Source organism: Nitratireductor lacus (assembly GCF_056431025.1).
The window spans coordinates 20358-38452 of record NZ_JBWKMB010000001.1 but is presented as its reverse complement, the minus strand read 5'-3'; the positions used below and the strand labels follow the sequence as shown (position 1 = coordinate 38452).

General features: G+C 59.3%; 21 protein-coding genes and 1 tRNA gene. 7 read left to right on the top strand and 15 right to left on the bottom strand.

Annotated features, from left to right (window positions below; all coding sequences use genetic code 11):
- Positions 1-7 precede the first annotated feature (7 nt).
- A complete protein-coding gene (locus AC07E3_RS00210) occupies positions 8-886 on the top strand; it encodes an aldose 1-epimerase (RefSeq protein ID WP_478359969.1) in 879 nt (292 codons plus the stop codon).
- Between the two features lie 287 nt (positions 887-1173).
- Here the strand turns inward: AC07E3_RS00210 and AC07E3_RS00205 are convergent, their stop codons facing one another.
- The 9 genes from AC07E3_RS00205 to AC07E3_RS00165 all read right to left on the bottom strand — a co-directional run bounded on the left by AC07E3_RS00205 (position 1174) and on the right by AC07E3_RS00165 (position 10588).
- A complete protein-coding gene (locus AC07E3_RS00205) occupies positions 1174-1644 on the bottom strand; it encodes a YbaK/EbsC family protein (RefSeq protein ID WP_025029416.1) in 471 nt (156 codons plus the stop codon).
- On the bottom strand, positions 1641-2465 hold the full coding sequence (locus AC07E3_RS00200) for an MBL fold metallo-hydrolase (protein ID WP_336071440.1): 825 nt from the start codon (positions 2463-2465) through the stop codon (positions 1641-1643). The genes AC07E3_RS00205 and AC07E3_RS00200 overlap by 4 nt, the downstream gene beginning before the upstream one ends.
- Positions 2462-3250: a TatD family hydrolase gene (locus AC07E3_RS00195; RefSeq protein WP_478359968.1), complete on the bottom strand. Its 789-nt coding sequence runs from the start codon at positions 3248-3250 to the stop codon at positions 2462-2464. Before AC07E3_RS00195 ends, AC07E3_RS00200 begins: the two co-directional genes overlap by 4 nt.
- A gap of 5 nt (positions 3251-3255) precedes the next feature.
- Entirely contained in the window at positions 3256-4815 is a 1560-nt protein-coding gene (metG, locus tag AC07E3_RS00190) for a methionine--tRNA ligase (protein WP_478360127.1), read from the bottom strand.
- Positions 4816-4898: 83 nt separating this feature from the next.
- Positions 4899-5942, bottom strand: coding sequence for a DNA polymerase III subunit delta' (locus AC07E3_RS00185; protein WP_478359967.1), 1044 nt, complete (start codon positions 5940-5942; stop codon positions 4899-4901).
- On the bottom strand, positions 5942-6607 hold the full coding sequence (gene tmk, locus AC07E3_RS00180; RefSeq protein ID WP_478359966.1) for a dTMP kinase: 666 nt from the start codon (positions 6605-6607) through the stop codon (positions 5942-5944). Before tmk ends, AC07E3_RS00185 begins: the two co-directional genes overlap by 1 nt.
- A 333-nt stretch (positions 6608-6940) precedes the next feature.
- A complete protein-coding gene (locus tag AC07E3_RS00175) occupies positions 6941-8044 on the bottom strand; it encodes a D-alanyl-D-alanine carboxypeptidase family protein (RefSeq protein WP_478359965.1) in 1104 nt (367 codons plus the stop codon).
- Positions 8045-8200: 156 nt separating this feature from the next.
- Entirely contained in the window at positions 8201-9439 is a 1239-nt protein-coding gene (locus tag AC07E3_RS00170) for a septal ring lytic transglycosylase RlpA family protein (protein ID WP_336071435.1), read from the bottom strand.
- A 270-nt stretch (positions 9440-9709) separates the two neighbouring features.
- Complete coding sequence (locus AC07E3_RS00165; RefSeq protein ID WP_478359964.1) at positions 9710-10588, bottom strand: LysR family transcriptional regulator; 879 nt, start codon at positions 10586-10588, stop codon at positions 9710-9712.
- Between the two features lie 88 nt (positions 10589-10676).
- Between AC07E3_RS00165 and AC07E3_RS00160 the strand changes: the two genes are divergently transcribed.
- Entirely contained in the window at positions 10677-11315 is a 639-nt protein-coding gene (locus AC07E3_RS00160; RefSeq protein WP_478359963.1) for a class I SAM-dependent methyltransferase, read from the top strand.
- A gap of 72 nt (positions 11316-11387) precedes the next feature.
- Here the strand turns inward: AC07E3_RS00160 and AC07E3_RS00155 are convergent, their stop codons facing one another.
- The gene (locus AC07E3_RS00155) at positions 11388-11765 is read right to left on the bottom strand and encodes a tautomerase family protein (protein WP_336071432.1); all 378 of its coding nucleotides are present in this window, start codon (positions 11763-11765) and stop codon (positions 11388-11390) included.
- Positions 11766-11859: 94 nt separating this feature from the next.
- On the opposite strand from AC07E3_RS00155, the gene AC07E3_RS00150 reads away from it, so the two are divergent.
- Together AC07E3_RS00150 and AC07E3_RS00145 are read left to right on the top strand one after the other, a co-directional pair.
- The gene (locus AC07E3_RS00150) at positions 11860-12717 is read left to right on the top strand and encodes a LysR family transcriptional regulator (RefSeq protein WP_478359962.1); all 858 of its coding nucleotides are present in this window, start codon (positions 11860-11862) and stop codon (positions 12715-12717) included.
- A gap of 218 nt (positions 12718-12935) precedes the next feature.
- Complete coding sequence (locus AC07E3_RS00145) at positions 12936-13448, top strand: N-acetyltransferase family protein (protein ID WP_478359961.1); 513 nt, start codon at positions 12936-12938, stop codon at positions 13446-13448.
- 167 nt (positions 13449-13615) lie between these two features.
- On the opposite strand, the gene AC07E3_RS00140 is transcribed toward AC07E3_RS00145, so the two are convergent.
- Positions 13616-13705: transfer RNA gene (locus tag AC07E3_RS00140), tRNA-Ser, on the bottom strand.
- Positions 13706-14301: 596 nt separating this feature from the next.
- The gene (locus tag AC07E3_RS00135) at positions 14302-14508 is read right to left on the bottom strand and encodes a cold-shock protein (protein WP_292895611.1); all 207 of its coding nucleotides are present in this window, start codon (positions 14506-14508) and stop codon (positions 14302-14304) included.
- 249 nt (positions 14509-14757) lie between these two features.
- Between AC07E3_RS00135 and AC07E3_RS00130 the strand changes: the two genes are divergently transcribed.
- Positions 14758-15174 carry a hypothetical protein gene (locus AC07E3_RS00130; protein WP_478359960.1) on the top strand — a complete coding sequence of 139 codons (417 nt, stop codon included), beginning with the start codon at positions 14758-14760 and terminating at the stop codon, positions 15172-15174.
- A gap of 597 nt (positions 15175-15771) precedes the next feature.
- The gene (locus tag AC07E3_RS00125) at positions 15772-16047 is read left to right on the top strand and encodes a hypothetical protein (RefSeq protein WP_336071428.1); all 276 of its coding nucleotides are present in this window, start codon (positions 15772-15774) and stop codon (positions 16045-16047) included.
- A 395-nt stretch (positions 16048-16442) separates the two neighbouring features.
- Here the strand turns inward: AC07E3_RS00125 and AC07E3_RS00120 are convergent, their stop codons facing one another.
- The 3 genes from AC07E3_RS00120 to AC07E3_RS00110 form a co-directional block, all read right to left on the bottom strand.
- Positions 16443-16703: a DUF1488 family protein gene (locus AC07E3_RS00120; RefSeq protein ID WP_478359959.1), complete on the bottom strand. Its 261-nt coding sequence runs from the start codon at positions 16701-16703 to the stop codon at positions 16443-16445.
- A gap of 70 nt (positions 16704-16773) precedes the next feature.
- Complete coding sequence (locus AC07E3_RS00115) at positions 16774-17007, bottom strand: hypothetical protein (protein ID WP_478359958.1); 234 nt, start codon at positions 17005-17007, stop codon at positions 16774-16776.
- The gene (locus tag AC07E3_RS00110) at positions 17004-17267 is read right to left on the bottom strand and encodes a hypothetical protein (protein ID WP_478359957.1); all 264 of its coding nucleotides are present in this window, start codon (positions 17265-17267) and stop codon (positions 17004-17006) included. Before AC07E3_RS00110 ends, AC07E3_RS00115 begins: the two co-directional genes overlap by 4 nt.
- A 386-nt stretch (positions 17268-17653) precedes the next feature.
- On the opposite strand from AC07E3_RS00110, the gene AC07E3_RS00105 reads away from it, so the two are divergent.
- A complete protein-coding gene (locus AC07E3_RS00105; RefSeq protein WP_478359956.1) occupies positions 17654-18016 on the top strand; it encodes a hypothetical protein in 363 nt (120 codons plus the stop codon).
- The last annotated feature ends 79 nt before the right edge of the window (positions 18017-18095 follow it).

Here is an 18095-nt window from a genome sequence, read left to right as displayed (position 1 = left end):
GGGAACGATGACAGACGGAACGGTTTTACTGGAAAACACGGAACTGCGCGTTCGCGTATCGCCGCGTTACGGTGTGATTCTTGACGGATACCACCGCAACGGGCATCCGATCCTGCGGCCATTCGCCGGGGAGGAGGGGGCGTTTGGCCCGACCGATACGGCCTGCTTTCCGATGGTGCCCTTTGCCAATCGGGTCGGCGGAAATGCCTTTGACTATGAAGGCCGCACATACAGGTTTGAACCCAATGACGTGCCGCCTTTCTACCTGCACGGCGAAGGCTGGAAGAGCGACTGGGCCGTCATCGATCGTACCGCGCATTCCGTAGCAATCGACATGCAGCGCGAGGGCGACGCGCAATCACCCTACACCTACAGGGCGACACAGCGGTTTGCGCTTGATGGCAGCCAGCTTACAATCTCCATTGCGGTGGAAAACAGGGGGCGCCACGCCATGCCGTTTGGCCTTGGTCTGCATCCGTATTTCCCCCGGACACCCCGGATGACCCTGCAGGCCCGTGCACAATCCTGGTGGACGGAAGACGAATACCACGTTCCCGACCGAAACGAACCGCTGCCCGATACGGTGGATTTCTCAAAACCCCGTCTCCTTCCGGCCCACGGGCTAAACAATTGTTTCGAAGGATGGGATTGCAGGGCCAGTCTGGTCTGGCCCGAACATGGTCTTGCCGCAACCATCGACACCGATCCCGTTTTCTCGCGTTACATGCTCTTTTCACCGCCGCCGGACTTCGCATTTCTGTGTTTCGAACCGATGAGCCACACGGCCAACGGTTTCCACCATCCGGATTTCGGAGGCTTACAGCGGCTCGCGCCGGGCGAGACGATGGGCGGAAGCATGCGCCTGACGGTGAATGAGAGCGCGTAACGACGGGCAGGGTATGCGCGCTCTGTCTGCTCTTGCCCCGGTTCTCGAATGGATTGTGTGTCGCCGCGCATCAAGAACAGACATTCCCCACACCGCATTTCCTGTTTGAACAGGGGGAGAGAGCACAAGAAGGGAAAGGGCTTCGTGCGCGCATTTTCGTATCGAACCGCTCGCAAGCCGCACTTCAAACTTGAACCACCCCGCCACATCAGAAGATCGCATAAGATAGATTATGGAACTTACCGACATTGAGCTTTGGGATGTCCGGCGGCGTGCACCTGTGCCGGTTACACCGCAATATCGGCCTTCTGCACACCTGCCGCCGTGAAAAGCGCACCCGGCTCGGCGGAGAAAACGGCATCGTGCGCGCCGGCCGCAGCCCAGACAAGATCGAAACCTGCCAGGCTCTCGTCGCCAAAGCGTGCGACCTCGTCGGGCTGTCCGAGTGGCGATACGCCGCCAATGGCAAACCCGGTGACGTCGCGGATGTGCCGCGGATCGGCGCGTTTCAGGGTTTCGCCGACCAGTGCCGATGCCTTGGCGGTGTCGAGCTGGCGGCTGCCGGAAACCAGAAACAGATAGAGCTTTTGGCTTTGCTCGCCCTGAAAGATCAGCGATTTGACGATCTGCGCGACACTGCAGCCGCACTGGCTGGCCGCTTCCTCGGCGGTTCGGGTCGATTCACCCATCCGCTTGACCTCGATTGCCAGTCCGGCAGCTTCGGCGGCCGCCTGTACGCGTTTGATGCTCTTGCTCATTCCGTGTCCTCCTCAATGGGCAATTCGAGCACCATGCCGTCAAAGGCCGGCTCCACGTGATCCGGCGTCTCCCGCAGCACGGTTTCATAGTCGAGCGGTATGTGCATGTGTGTCAGAACTGCGCGCCTTGGTGCCAGACGCTCGATCCACTCCAGCGCTTCCCCGAGCGAAAAGTGACTTGGGTGCGGCCGGTATTGCAGCGCATCGATAATCAGCGTGTCCGCGCCCGAGATCAGCTCCGGTGTGTCGTCCGGAAATGCGCTGACATCGGGACAATAGGCCAGACCGCCAATGCGATAACCGAGTGAAAGAATGTCGCCATGTATCTGAGGCAGCGGCTGAAACAGAATTCGCCCGCCAGCGCCGTCGATCGAAAACGCCTCTTCGTGGCTGATTGGATGCGCCTTCAGGATCGGCGGATAATTGCTGCCCGGCGGCGTTTCGAAGCAATAACCGAAGGCTTCTCTCAGACGCTCCAGCGTCGGCTTGTCCGCGTAGATGTCCATCAGCTGCCGCTGGTTGAGGACATAGCCGCGCAGATCGTCAATACCGTGAATATGGTCGGCATGGGGATGCGTGTAGACAGCCGCATCCAGCCGGTCGACGCCGGCAGCGATCATCTGCTCACGGAAATCCGGTCCCGTATCGATGACGACCCGCGTTATCCCGCCATTCTCCGAGATGCGTTCCACCAGTGCCGCGCAGCGTCGCCGCCGGTTTTTGGGATTGGCGGGGTCGCAGGCTCCCCAGTCGCCGGTGATGCGCGGCGTTCCTGGCGAAGAACCGCATCCCAGGATCGTCAGGCGCAGAACATCGCTCACCGCGCCGCATCCCGCGGCACTTTCCTGAAAAGACGGAAGAAGTTCTCTGTCGTCAGATCAGCCGTCTCTTCATCGGAAAGACCGATGGTTTCTGCGAGAACACGCGCCGTATGCGCGACGAAAGCCGGTTCGTTGCGCTTGCCGCGCTTTGGCACGGGGGCGAGATATGGTGCATCCGTCTCGACCAGAAGCCGGTCATGCGGCACGGTTGCCGCGATGTCGCGCAGCTCCTGCGAGTTGCGGAAGGTCAGAATGCCGGAGAACGAAACGTAGCCGCCGAGTTTCACACCGGCCTCCGCCAGCGCTGCACCGGAGGAAAAACAGTGCAGAATGAAGGGGAAGGCCCCCTTCCCTGTTTCTTCTTCGAGAATTGCGATCATGTCGTCATCGGCATTGCGCGCATGGATGACGAGCGGCAGACCTGTCTGGCGCGCGGCCTGGATATGCGTTCGAAAGCCCTGCGCCTGTGCCTCGCGCGGCGCCTTGTCATAGAAATAATCGAGCCCCGCTTCGCCGATGGCCACCACCTTCGGGTGTCCGGCAAGGCGCACGAGCTCATCGGATGTCACATCGAGTTCTTCATCCGCATTGTGCGGATGGGTGCCCACAGAGCAGAAAACGTTCTCATGTGCCTCGACAATTGCCAGAATCCGGTCGAACTGACGCACACGGGTCGAGATGGTCACCATAAGCCCGACGCCGGCTTCGCCCGCGCGCTCGATGAAACCGGCCCGGTCCTCCTCGAAATCGGGAAAATCCAGATGGCAGTGGCTGTCGACCAGCATCCCTATCAGGCTCCTTCGCCTTCCGTTTTCGGCTCGACATAGCGTGGAAAGACCGGCTGCGGTGCCGGTAGCGCGCTGCCGGAAACGAGCGCATTCTCTTCGCCAAGATGCGCAAAGGACCGGGCGTCCCCTTCCACGGCCAGCAGGTCGAGCAGCTTTTCAGCAGAGCCCGGAATGAAGGGCTGACAGAGAATGGCCACACGGCGCACCAGTTCGGCGGTCGTATAGAGCACGGTCTGCATGCGCGCCGGGTCTGTCTTTTTCAGCGCCCAGGGCTCCTGCCCGGCGAAATAGCGGTTCGCCTCGGCCACGACGCCGAAAATCGCGCCGAGCGCCTGGTGCAGAGCCTGCGTTTCCATGGCGGTGCGGGCCGTTTCAAGGGCCTCCCCGGCGCGCGCCAGAATTGCCTGATCGGCCGCATCAAGCGTGCCCTTTTCGGGAACCTGACCGCCGCAGTTCTTGGCGATCATCGACAGGGAACGCTGTGCAAGGTTCCCAAGATCGTTGGCCAGATCCGCATTGGTGCGGTTGACGATGGCATCATGGCTGTAGCTGCCATCCTGCCCGAAGGGCACTTCGCGCAGGAAGAAGTAGCGCACCGCATCGAGCCCGTAATGCTCAATCAGCGCGAAGGGATCGACCACATTGCCGACCGATTTCGACATCTTCTCTCCGCGGTTGAACAGGAACCCGTGCGCGAAGACGCGCCTGGGCAGGTCGATCCCGGCCGACATCAGGAACGCAGGCCAGTAGACCGCGTGGAAGCGCACGATGTCCTTGCCGATGACATGCACGTTGGCGGGCCAGTAGGACCAGTTCTGCGCATCCGTGTCGGGATAGCCGGCAGCGGTGATGTAGTTGGTGAGCGCGTCGACCCACACATACATCACATGCTTTTCGTCGCCCGGCACCGGAACGCCCCAGTTGAATGTCGAGCGCGAGATGGAAAGGTCTTTGAGGCCCGAGCGCACGAAGCTCATCACTTCGTTGCGGCGTTCTGCCGGACCGATGAAGTCCGGATTGGCCTCGTAGTGGGCAAGGAGCCTGTCCTGATAGGCGGAGAGGCGGAAGAAATAGGTTTCCTCCTCGTTCCATTCCACCGGCGAACCGAGCGGCTCACGGCGCACGCCATCCTCGCCAACCGTCGTTTCGCTTTCGTCGAAATAGGCTTCCTGGCGCACCGAATACCAGCCCGAATAACGGTCCAGATAGATGTCGCCATTGTCGGCCATTCTCTGCCAGATGGCCTGGCAGGCGCGATGGTGCCGCTCCTCGGTGGTGCGGATGAACTGGTCGTTCGAGCCGCCCAGCGCGGCGATCATGTCGCGGAACACGGCGGTGTTTCGGTCTGCGAGCGCCTGCGGCGTGATGCCTTCCTTGTCGGCGGTCTGCTGCATTTTCAGCCCGTGCTCGTCGGTACCGGACAGAAAGAAGACATCCTTGCCGTCAAGCCGCTGGAAGCGTGCCATCGTATCCGTCGCGATCACCGTGTAGGCATGACCGATATGCGGCTTGCCATTGGGATAAAAAATGGGCGTGGTGATGTAAAACTTGTCGCGGGCCATTGGGAAGAACGTCCAGGAAACATATTGCTTGATGACGCCCAGATAGCGCATCGCGCATGCGCATGCCAGCCCAACCAGCGTCTTCAGGCGTTGAATGCGGCATTAAGCTTCGCGGCAATGCCTGCGGCATGCTGCTTGCGGTCGAGGTTGAAGGTCTCCGCATCGCGGATTGCCGTGTTTATCTCGTCCCAGAGGTCTGCAGCCGCGGCAGCCCCCCTTGTGTCACCTGCTTCGGCCCGCGCCGTGGCGTGCCGATTGATCATATCCAGAACCGCGCGGTTGAAGATCGAGAACTGAACGTCCCGGTCGCGCCCGCTGACCGCTTCGCCGAGGCGCAGTGCTTCGGCGGCGTCAAAACTGCGGCCGGTGACCAGTTTCTGCAAAACATCGGCGATTTCGGCACCGCCGAACTGCGATAGAAGAATCGCATTGCGCACGCTGCCCTGCGCGCGTGCCGCAATCTCTTCGTCGCTGCCCGCTTCCGCCGCCCCGAATTGGCGTAGCAGGCCCGCGAGGTCGGGCGCGTCGAGTGGTTGAAGCCGAACGATCTGGCAGCGCGAACGGATGGTTGGCAGAAGCCGCCCGGGCGAGTGGGCTATCAGAATGAACACCGTGCGCGGCGGTGGTTCTTCCAGGCTTTTGAGCAGCGCGTTGGCGGCGCTGACATTCAGGTCGTCGGCCGGATCGACAATCACGACCCGATAGCCGCCATCGTGTGGCGTCAGGGAGAGAAACCGCTGGATACGGCGGATTTCATCCACCGTGATGACGGTCTTGAATTTCTTGTCCCGCTCCACGAAGGGCCGCGTCAGGTGCAGCAGCGAGGGATGCGCGTCCTGCGCGATCAGACGGAAGGCCTGCCCTTTGGGGTCCGGAGCGGAAAACCGGGCAGGCGCGCTCTCCGCCTGCGGGTGGGAGAATAGATGATTGGCGAGATGAAAGGCGAGCGTAGCCTTGCCGATACCGGGCGGGCCGGCAAAAAGGAGGCCGTGATGGAGTTTCCCGGCCCGGTAGGCGCCGGCCAGCATGTCGGCCACCCGCTGATGCCCGACCAGGATCGGGTTTTCCGAAGGCTCGGGTATGTCCGGCAGTGTATCGAAGCGCTCGGGCGCCGTCCGCTCAAGCATCAGGCCTGCCTCCGTTCGCGCCCGGTCTGTCCCTTGGCCATGGCCCGTTCAACGGCGCGCTGAATGGCTGCGGTGACCCTGTCTGCCGGCATGGATGCGTCAACCACAACACAGCGTCCCGGTTCCGCTCGGGCGATTTCGAGAAATGCCTTTCTGCGGCGGCGATGCGTTGCCAGCGCTTCTTTCTCAAAACGGTCCGGCGCTTCGGTGCCGCGTCGTGCGCCGGCCCTGCGCAATCCCTCTTCAGGATCGATATCGAGGATGACGGTCAGATCCGGCACCATGCCGTTCACGGTGACTCGCTCGAGCTCGCGCATGAAATCGTCATCGAGATTGCCTGTAACCCCCTGATAGACGCGCGAGGAATCCAGAAATCGGTCGCACAGAACGATCGCTCCCCGTTCAATCGCCGGGCGGATCACCTGTTCCACATGGTCAGATCGTGCGGCTGCAAAAAGGATCGCCTCCATCGCCGGTCCAAACGGCTCCGCCGCGCCTGACAGGAGAACATGCCGGACGGCTTCGGCTCCCGAAGAGCCACCAGGCTCGCGCGTGATGATCACATCGTGTCCCTGATCGCGCAGGCTGGCTGCAAGCTGCGTGATCTGAGTCGATTTTCCAGCCCCCTCGCCTCCCTCGAATGTGATGAAGAAACCGCGAGACAAGAGACTTTGTTCCTTTTTCACCTTTCGTGCGGCGTCATTGCCGGACGCATCCTACTTAGAGCATCGGACCGAAAAGTGGAATCCGGTTTTCGGATTATTCCAATGCTCCATCAATAATTTAGATCGTCCTTTGTGCGTCCGGATGGACGCACGGCGATCTATAGCATCGGACCGAAAAGTGGAATCCGGTTTTCGGATTATTCCGATGCTCCATCAATAACCTGGATCGTCCTTTGTGCGTCCGAATGGACGCGCGGCGATCCAGGCCTTCGTTTCACGAAGGTCCATGCCGATATGTGTTCTGTAAACTGCTGTTTGATGCAGGTGTACGTCTCAAGAACGGTATTTTCGCAGCCAGCCGATCAGCAACTCACCCATTGCGTCCAGTGCCCGGTCTGGCAGGCCACCCTCTTTCACGCTTTCAGCGGCGTAGAGAGGCGTTTCCTGGCTCAGCGTGTCGCCGATCCACACTTTCAGCGTGCCGACCTGCGTGCCCTCCTCCACGGGAGCCGGGACCGGCCCCTGATAGACGATGCGTGCACGCAGCCGATCGGCATTGGTGATCGGGCGAAAGATCGCGATCGGTCCATCAGCCCGCACGGCAAGCTCTGCCTTGTCACCACCAAAAACCGAAACCCGGCCAACCGTTTCGCCGGCTTTGAAAAGTTCGATCTTCTCGAAAGCGCGAATACCCCAGTCCAGCAGCTTGCGGGCCTCCTCGGCCCGTTCGCTCTCGCTCGACAGTCCGCTCATCGCCGCGAAGAGGCGGCGGCCGTTGCGGTTCACCGCCCCCACGATGGCGTAGCCGGAAGCCTCTGTATATCCGGTCTTGAGGCCTTCGGCGCCAATGTTCATGCGCAAAAGCGGGTTTCGGTTGCGCTGCAGGATCTTGTTCCAGGTGAAGGCTTCCTGCGCATAGTATTTGTAGAACTCGGGGTATTCCTTCTGCAGATGGATTGCCAGCGTGACCAGGTCCCGCATGGTGACGTGCTGCCCCTCGGCGGGCAGGCCCGTGGCGTTGACAAACACGGAATCCGTCAGGCCGATTTTGCGTGCCCGCTCGGTCATCAACTGGGCGAAGTTCTCTTCAGAACCCGCCATGCCCTCCGCGATGATGATGCAGCCGTCATTGGCGGATTGCACGATCACGCCCTGAATAAGGGCTTCCAGCGGCACGGAAGATTTGATCTCCGCGAACATGGTGGACGTTCCAGACACGGCACCGCCGGTGCGCCAGGCGTGCTCGCTGACATAGAACGCGTCACTCAGGGAGAGCCGCCCGCTCTTGATCGCATTGAAGACGACCTCCATCGTCATCAATTTCGCCAGTGATGCCGGCGGTATGCGCTCATCGGGATTCTTGGAAAAAAGTACAGTGCCCGTTTCGGCCTCAACGAGAAATGCCTGCTTCGCCCGGGTTTCAAACAGCTGAGCCATGGCTGCCTGACTCGCAAGGAGCGTCAGACCGAAGGCAAAAAACAGTATCTTTTTGAACGCGGCAAACACGTCGACGCCCCCAAGCGCAGGAAAACTTCCTGAATCTAGCGGTATGAGAGCGTGAAAATCAACCGTTGCGGCGCAGTTTGCCGCCGGCTAACGAACGATGAAAGCGTCCTCGGCACCCGTTGCCCAGGCAGCCTGCAACAACTGGTCGATCCGGAATTGAGCCTCCGGCGTTACCGTCAACGCGTAGTGAACCACACCGGCTTCGTCGGATACGGTTTCGATCTGCGGCTCGCCATATGCAGCCAGTGCGCGAGCCCGCGTCTCGGCTTCCGCTTTCACTGTCCAGGTGCCGACACTCACGAAGGTGTCCGGTTCGGCGACAGGCCCCGGCAGCGAAAGGCCATTTTGCCGGCGCCACCAGCGCGCAACCTCCTGCGAGCGGGGATCGCTGGGCTTGAGCACGCTTTCAAAGGCGCCCGCCGCGGCAGTTACGCGCTGATCGGCATAGGAGAGTGCAGCCACGTCGTGCGGGATCTCCTCAAGCGGGAGCGTACGTGGACGATCGGGAACGATCGGACCGGATGCCGGCAGCTCAAACGCCGCCGATGCGGCGACCGGCTGCGATGTCAGGCCTGGCTGGCTGACGAAGGCATCCGCAGCCCTCACACCCGGGAGGGTGGCGGTCGGTGTCGGGCCGTTCATCGCCACCATCACACCGGTCGGCAGGCCGTCGGAAGGATCAGGTGCCGCGCCGCCCGGCCGGTAGGAGGCCATCAGATATTCATCGTCGCGGCCTTCCAGCGGAGCAGGTCCCACATATTCGACCTTCACCTTGGCCACGCCAGCGCTCTGATAATCGAGAAGCTGTGCGGCGCGCTTTGAAAGATCGATGATGCGGTTGTGTGCAAAAGGACCACGGTCGTTCACGCGCACCAGAACCGAGCTGCCATTGTCCATATTGGTGACGCGCGCATAGCTCGGCAGTGGCATGGTCGGATGCGCCGCCGTCAGATGCGTCATGTCGTAGATTTCGCCATTGGCCGTCAGCCGGCCGTGAAACGCATCGCCGTACCATGATGCCGCACCGACCTTTTCATAGTCGGGGTCTTCCTTGGGGCGATACCACTTTCCCTTGATCTGGTAAGGCTTTCCGACCTGATAGCGTCCACCGCCCCGGCGCAGGTTCGATGTTTTTGCCGCGACCCGCGGGCTGGCTTTCACACCATATTCGGATTCGGCGAAATACTCTTTGGATTTGCTTTTGCTGACGGCCACCTTCGGTGTCGTCGAATTGCATGCCGAAAGCAGCGCTGCGCATGCGGCAATGGCGATACCGGACGATAAGCGACGGACCGTCATGCGGCGCGCGACAATCGAAAAATTCATGCGCCCGCATCTCCCCCGGGCATCGAAATCTCGTTCATGATCGCGAGATATCCCCACTCATCAAAATTACCGGAAACGAGGCGTTCCAGTCTTGAACAGCACAGGATGCCCTCCGCACCCTGCCCCGAAATACCTTAGCAAGCTGTTAAGCATTTGTGGCAGCAAAGGGGCAAATCGCCAAAATTGCAACAAGCCGTGGCATTTCTCGTTGCTGGTTTAGTGTGACAGCGACAAAAACGCAAATGACGGCACCGGTGCCTGCCGTCGGAATCACATACGGGCCAGTTCCTCGCCCACTATTCTCTGAACCAGTCTTATGCGGGGGCTCGCCTCCAGTCCCTGATGGGTGACGAGCCAGATCGGCACCGTGATTTTGGGCAGATCGAGCGGCAGGCGCGTCACCCCGGGGGTGCGCTCGGCCACTTCGCGCAACATGGCTGCAACACCGAGCCCCTGCCGGACCATCTGCCAGGCGGCGATCCCGGAGTTGGAAAGCAATCGGAAGTCCGCCACGCCCACGGGGATGCCCATGCCGTTCAGGTAAGCCGTGTAGCGTTCGACATCCTCTATGCCGATAAGGTCGGAATGCGCCAGTTCATCCACGCTGCGCGGCAGGCCATTGCGCTCGACCCAGTCGTGAGAAGCGTAAAAGTGCGCTTCGGTATCGCGCAGGCGCTGCCCGACCAGCCTCTCCCGGTCGGGAGCCACGTGGCGGATCGCAATATCGGCCTCCCGCCGGTGCAGATCGCTCAGATCGTTGGAGGCCACGACCATCACGCTGAGTTGCGGTGCCTCGAGCCTTATGCGGTCAAGAATTTTAGGCAGGACATAAGAGGAAAACGTATCCGTGGCCGAGATGCTGACCCGCCCGGTCAGTGCCTGCACATTGCCGCTTGCAGCCAGGGAAAATGCATCCGCGGCGTCGCCCATGCGCTCGATATGTTCAAGCAGGGCTGAGCCCGTCGGGCTCAAAGACAGCCTCCGTCCAATCCGCTCAAACAGTTCAACGCCCAGTTCCGCTTCAAGGGCGATGATCTGCCGCGAGAGCGTCGGCTGGGTCAGCGAGAGATGCCGGGCCGCAGCCGAGAGCGACCCCAGCGTCGCCGTGGCGTGAAACGCACGCAGAAGGTTCCAGTCCAATGCCCTCATGCATTTACGTATATATATCGTTCCGATTTAATCAATTGTCGCGCCAGATGCATATGCTAGGCTCTGGCCGATCAATCTGGAGCCTCGCATGACGGCAATTTCGGACGCCCGTTTCTGGGACAGGACCGCCAGAAAATACGCCGCATCGGCTGTTGCCGATCCGGAAGGATACGAGCGCACGCTGGCGCGCACGCTCGGCTTCCTCCAGAAAAACCACAGCGTGCTCGAACTTGGCTGCGGCACAGGGACAACCGCCCTGCGCCTGGCGCATGCAGCGGGCTCCTACCGCGCAACCGACATCTCCGAAGCGATGATTGCCATCGCCGGCGACAGGCTGCGGAAAGCCCCCTGCCCCGGCCTGGCTTTCCGTCAGGCTGTCGCGGAGGATTTTTTGGCGGGAGATGACCGCTTCGATGTCATTCTTGGGTTCAACTACCTGCATCTCACGCGCGATCCCCGGGCCACGCTGCGCACAATCCGCCGGCTGCTCAAGCCCGAGGGGATATTCATCTCCAAGACTCCGTGCGTCGGCGAGATGAACCTTCTGATCAGGCGTCTCCTGCTGCCGGCCATGCGTGCCGTCGGCAAGGCGCCGCATGTGAGTGTTTTCTCCGTCAATGAGCTGAAACAGCTCATGAGCGATGAGGCCTTCACCATCGTCGAACTGGAAAGTCACGCCAGCAAAGGTTCGCAGGCCCGCCCCTTCATTGTGGCAGTGACCGCATAGCCGGCCGCCTCCTGGAGGCGCCCCGCCCGGCGCAAACCCGTGGCCTGCGCACCGTATCCGCTTGCATGCAGATCAGGCGAATTGCGCGAGGCCGTGGCCGACAGACCAGTTCTCTTTCGCTGCCTCGATGATGTTGATGAAAACATCCTCCGGACGAATGCCCGGGTGTTCGCCCAGCAGCTCTGTGGCCCGTCGGAAGAACGCCTTCTTCTGGTCCAGGGTGCGCGTGTCGAACACAATGATCTGGATATAAACCAGGTCCTCGCTCCGTGCGACGCCAAACGCCGCGCCATGGCGGAAATTTGCGGCATCATGTTCGGTAATGGTCATGAACTGGTCGTCTTCCGGCACCGTGAGTGCGTCGCGCATCGCGCGGTAAAGGCTGTCGAGGATTGCCTGCCTGTAGGCTTCCGGTTTTCCAGCGCGCAGTGAGATGTTGAGACGTGGCATGGTAATCCTTTCCATCTGGTCTGGACAGGACACTAACCGCCGTCGAACTATTTATGTATGGTATCGTTGCTTATATCAATGATAATATATCTAAATGATAACACGCACCCTCGACATTGATTCCGTCCGTGCCTTTCTCCACATCGTCGAGCTTGGCAGTTTCACCCGCGCTGCCGAAGCCATGAGCACGACACAGGGCGCGATCAGCCTCAAGCTGAAGCGGCTGGAAGACAGGCTCGATTGCCGGCTCATCGAGCGGACACCGCGTTCTGTGCAGCTTTCGGCACGGGGCGCGGCCTTTCTGGAACGGGCGCGGGAGCTTATGGAAACCCATGACCGTGCGCTCGCTGCGTTTGCTTCCTCCCGGCAGAGGCTCACCATAGGCATCAGCGACCATGTTGCCGGGCCGGAACTTCCCGCCCTCATCGCGCGCATGAACGCGCAGGACCCGCATTTGCTGATAGAGATCCGCATAGGATCCTCGGGCGACCTGCTTCAAAGCTTCGACCGGCGCGAGCTCGACGCCGCCCTTGCCCGTCTGCATGTGGGACGCGGCGACGGAGAGGTTATCGCTGAAGAAAAGTTCGGCTGGTTTGCATCGCCGGGCTGGCAGCATCGCGCGAGCGAGCCCCTGCCGATCGCCACAATGCCAGAGCCCTGCGGCGTACGCGCCATGGCGAGCCGGATTCTTGACGAGGCGGGCGTCGCTTGGACGGAGACATTCGTTGGAGGCGGTGTTTCGGCGGTCTCGGCCGCTGTTGTGGCGGGTCTGGGCGTTGCCGCCCTTTCTCCCCGCATGCTGCCCTTTGGCGCGGTTGATGTGGGCCCCCGGCTCGGCCTCCCCGATCTGCCGCGCCTGCCGGTTCTGCTCCATTCGAGAGTTACGGACGACCGGTCCCGGGAGGCCCTCGCCGCCCTGTCCGCTGCCTTCCGGAGCGCGGTGCGAGGGTAGATTGGCGTGAAACGCGACGGTTGACGGAAGGAGCGATGAAACGGGGAACTGCGTTTGCGCTATAGCCCCCCTAGAATTGACGCAAGAGCGAGTGGCCACAATGGGGTAGAAACCTGTCACTCGTATGAAAGTGACTATCTGGTAGCTATGCGGACATTGCAGCGGTTAACCTCATCTCCTAATTTCGACACCAACCACGGAATTCTGGAAGTTGAAGTATGAAGTTTCGCACCGGGCAACCGTCTGATGCTGCAGCTATTGCAGTCATTTCAATCGAGGTTTGGATTGGAACCTATATCCGCAAAGGCGTGAACGCGTTGTTCGCTGAATTTGTACTGAACGAGTTCACGACACCCAAGTTGACTGCCCTGCTGAAAGACCCGAACGAGCATGTGATCGTGTCTGAAAACGAAGACGGCATCGATGGCTTCATCCGTCTCAGTCAAGGAAAAGGGGCCCCAGTCTCAGGCTGCTCCACTATGGAGATCGCGACTCTGTACATTCAGCCTCGACACCAGGGTAGAGGGCTCGGGAAAGCTCTTCTCGGACAAGGTCTGATCTACGCACGCAGCGTTGGTGCCCGATCGGTCTGGCTGACGACCGATTCCGAAAACACGCCCGCGATCGCCTTTTACCTTGACCAGGAATTCGAAAAGGTCGGCACCACGCACTTCACTATCCGAGACCAAGCATACCCTAACGATGTGTTCAGACGTTTCGTCTCAACGTAGCTGTGCGACCGGCAACTGAGGGCTCAGAGCAGACATTCGCTGCGATGGGTTCGGATGGCAGCAATTGCGTCGAGAGCCGTCACCTCGATCTTCAAGAGATATCGGGCCGAAGCGTATAATCGGCCTTCCGTGGCGTCGGTTGGTGTGAGCGCGCAATCAGCAAAAAATGGCGGAGGGAGTGGGATTCGAACCCACGAGACGGTCACCCGCCTGCCGGTTTTCAAGACCGGTGCCTTCAACCGCTCGGCCATCCCTCCGGGCATTGATTTCGTTAGCTTTTTCGGATTTTGCGCACCGCTCGATTTGGGCGTTGCTACCATTTTGCTACCGAATGCCTTTTACGGCTTCGCCTTTACCGCGCCTCGTATTGCGGCGTCAACCTGTTCCGCTGCATCCGCCTGCATTCCCGGCATGACGTGCGAATAGAGATCCAGGCGGCAGAGAAGTCTTTTCGATCAATCTCACCCACTCATGATGATCGAGCGCGGCTGCAAAGGTATGCCGTCTACCTGCGAGACCACAAAGCTGTTTGCATTGGATCGGAGCCCTAGACCAAGCAATTCTTCTGCCTGTCGCGCCCTATGCGTCTTCAGCTTTTCTGCAACGCCGACTGAGAGTGCCACCGTCCGGGCATTCCCGGATTTCGGCTCTTTGTATCTGACACCCTCAGCTGTCTGTTCTGCGCATTCGACAATCGACATGCTGCGGCCTTCGAGATCAACATTGCGCCATCGAGGTGTAGCAATCTCACCGCGCCGCAAACCACTTGACCTGCTGCCCTGAAAAGTCCGCGCTGAAGCGGAAGAGGAGCGGGTCTCAGGTCACCTGGGCCTTCCCCAAACCGCAGAAGCGATCAGTTTACCTGCAGATTTGCAGCAGAAGCGCGTCCACGATTGTCCTGTTCGAGATCAAACGTCAGCGATTGACCTTCAACCAGGCCTCCAAGGCCAGCCCGATCCAGCGCGCTGATGTGAACGAACACGTCGCTCTCACCATCGTCGCGCTCAATGAAACCGAAGCCTTTTTGACCATTGAAGAATTTCACTTTGCCCGTTGGCATGGTGGCGATCCCTTATATTATCGACCATAGATATACACCCCTCCTTTAGAGGGACGCAGCAAACACCGATTTCAGGAACGAGAATGGCGGGTCGATTGTCTTTGACGCCGCACGAAGCCAAGCCAGGCCCTAATAACGATCAGGCGAGAATGTGCCGACACTATGGCTTATTGAAGGCCTGCTCGAAATGCTCCCGAACTGCGTACGAATTCGTTGGCATTCGACAACCATCAGTGATTATTCTGCTCAATGACATCCAATCTCGAAGATCTGGCCCGCAGGCTCTACACCGATAATAAGGGACGTAGTTGGGCCGACGAAAGCTGGGAGGTTCGTGACCGATGGATGGGCGCCGCGCGCGAACGGTTCGACGCCAACGGACAGCGACTTCCGGCCGGCGGCCAGCCTCAAGGCCCCACTCTTCGGGCTTCCGCCACCCCGGCTGAAAGCGCGATCACTGCCGGACCTCCCGACACGCGCAGAAAGAAGTCCGGTGGAACGCTTTCAAACAGGCGGTCAATGTCGGAACGCCGCGCCGAGGAAACCGATACCAACGCACGCCGGATCCTGCACAATGAAGAGAGGGAGCGCCGCGAGAAAACTGAGCGTCTGAAGCGGGCACGAATTGCCGCCGAGCTCGAGGCGACGAAAGACGGTCTACGCTAGACAACAAAAAAGCGGGCCAGCGCCCGCTTCCCTTCGTTCCTGAGACTTACGCGGGTGCCGGTACCTTCATGGTCACCACACAGTCTTGCAGGTCAAATCCAGAGCCGCTCGCCCGGGAACCTCACCACATATCTTGCAGGACGTTCCGCACCAGATCAGCGTCTGATAGGAGCCGTATGGGCCTTTTCTTGCCGGATAGAAAGTAAATAATCTTGTAGCTCGACTTTTACGCGAAACAGGCGCACCGTATCGCATGAAAACAGTTAACCTCATCATATCTGAGACTGCATGGTTCCTGGCCATTCTCAGCATGATCTCAGTGTGTGCATGGCTCGCTTATATCGTTTTAACCAGCATCACGTGGTGAGCACCGGGATATTCCAGGCCGCTGCGGACATGATGGCGACATCCGCGCTGGGCATGCATAATCTGCCGGCCAACGATATAGTAAGTGATTTGCCAACATCACCAGATGAGCGCATAAAGCAGCCGGAAACTGGAAGTTGCCGACGAGATCCAGAGGAACTCGTGACCCGACATCTTTACGACGGTTTCCATTCACCAAGGTCAATTTGATCTGTTTATGGAGTGACGACTATGCGCGCACTCACAGCATTCTTATCAGCTTCACTTTTTTCAGTCTTGGCATCCACCGCGATGGCGGAAACAACGGGTGGAACCATCAATCACTTCGATCGTGGTGCCCAGACTATCACCCTTAGCAGCGGCAGATTGTTTTCGCTGCCATCATGGGACATGGTTTATGGCTTCTCCGCAGGTGACCAGGTGGTTGTCACCTGGGCCAGTGATGGCACCAACAGTATTGTTTCTAAACTGGTCAAGGTCCCCCAATCCAATAGCGGCGAATCTTGAGACCGGAGCTGAAGCGGTGGCGACAGCCGTCGCTTCAGACTTTCGAACAAAGGGATATCTGTCATGCTACCCACTGAGGAAACTGGCCACCCCCCTTCGATCCAGCAGTATGGACGTAGAATCGAGATCGATGGCTCATGGACTGTCTACCATGTCTTCACAGGTATCCCCGTCCAGCGGGCTGGCATTCCCATGTCCGGTTTGTCACACGCTGACGCCACGTCACATATGCTGCTTAACAACCAGGTTCAGAAGAGACCGGCCGGGATAGTTGCGCAATCAGCACAGATTTCTATTTGGCGTAGATCACGCTCACTGAGCATTGCTGCGTGGAAGAACTGGAAGACAAAATCTGTCGAGCATTGATGCATGCGCACGAAGGCCCGATGCGCCTGCTAACGAAAATCTTTTGCGGTGAGTACGTAACCGGTCTGGCGACCTCGTGCGTAAACCTTCTGCGCCACGCCATAGATCGTCATGCGCGCCTCATCAAAGGCATTCAGCAACTCCGCCTCTACTATCCCGGCGCACGTCGAAACCAGAGCGTCTGCCTGAAGGAAAAAGGGGACTTCGAACAGACCATCGTAACCAAGGAAGCGGACACAGCGCCTGCTTTTGTCATAGCTTCTGGCTTTGTTTGGAAAATCCAGTCCCATCTTCTCGTCTTTCGTATTGTCATGAATGGATTGTACCGGATCAGGACGTTCGTCGAGAAAAACCAGGCACTCAGCGCGAATTCAGGGCTGCAAGCCAGATCGCGCTCTGCTGGCGATCCATGCCAGTGAGAAACTCTCTGCGTATGGCAGCATCACCGAGAATCTTGTAGATCGTCCAGGATCCGTCCGCGTCGATCCTGCGAACAAATCTGGCTGCTGCTGCTTCAGGCGCAATCATTCCGCCTTCATTCTCCCAGACATCCAGATGGTCCGGCTGAGATACTCTTTCAGGTCTGCGCGTCATGAAAGTTTCCGATCTCTGTCCAGAGCATCTTCGAGTTCCGCAGGGTCGATTTGCATCATCTGCGTCTTCATCGTTTCTGTTCCGACAGCTGGCAGGTGAATGAAAGTCGACACTCCTCGCCAGGCGAGCCAGGACAAGCCCTCTATGATCTCTTCGTCTCGCTCTACCCGGTATTCACCGGCTGGCATTGGCTGATCGAACCCTTGGAGGAGAAAGGTTTCGTGAAATCGAACCGAGTACCTGATGGTGCGTGTAAGCATGGCTGCATACTCCACGAGAGGAGCGCCTTCCTGCTCAACCGTTCTTGCTTGACGTGGTGTAAGAGATTTCAGATTTGGGCGAGATAGCCATTCGCCAGCATATCGTGATCTCGGGCTGCTGATCGACTCTGTAACTGGAAGGCAGCCTAAACACCCTGTGGCACCAGCAGCACCTGGGGTTAATGGTCTACCTGCATTGAGTTCGAAATGAGGCGTCCTCTCGCATTGCATGCCAGACCAAGCGCGAACACTTGCGGTCGAGTTGACCGAATGGTTGGCGAGCGCGCCCAACAAACCGGCTGGCAAAGAAGCGAAAGCCCCGTCAGGCGGGGCCGGCGGGGCGAAACCCGTCTATCAAACCGACCGCAGATGATACTTGACGCGGGTTGAGTATCAATGAGCCCAATCAAGGCGGCGGGCGCCCGGTGATGGCGGAGGATGCCAGCGCTAGCGCTCTTGACGACCATGAGTACGTGGGTGGACTTGAGCGCGGTCTCCTGCAAGATGCTGCAAATGGTGAGGAGCATGGCTTCAGCTACGAAGAGGCCAGAGACGTTCTGATAGAGCTTGCGCAAAGGGCCTGTTGGCAGGAGCAGAATGTCAGATATCTTAACCGTATCATTCGGGGATTATCGGATACGCTCGACGTATTCTCAGACCCTCAGAACTTTGCCGCAGCCAAAAAGCAAGCTGACAACAAGTTGGTGGAACTCAACGCGTTCGTTCCATGTCTGTGCGACCTGTGTTGAGGACCGCAGCAAAGTGTTTTCAGGCGGTCGGGAGCGCGATTTGCTTCCCGCTGCATGCTTGCCTAGAAATGGCGTCCAG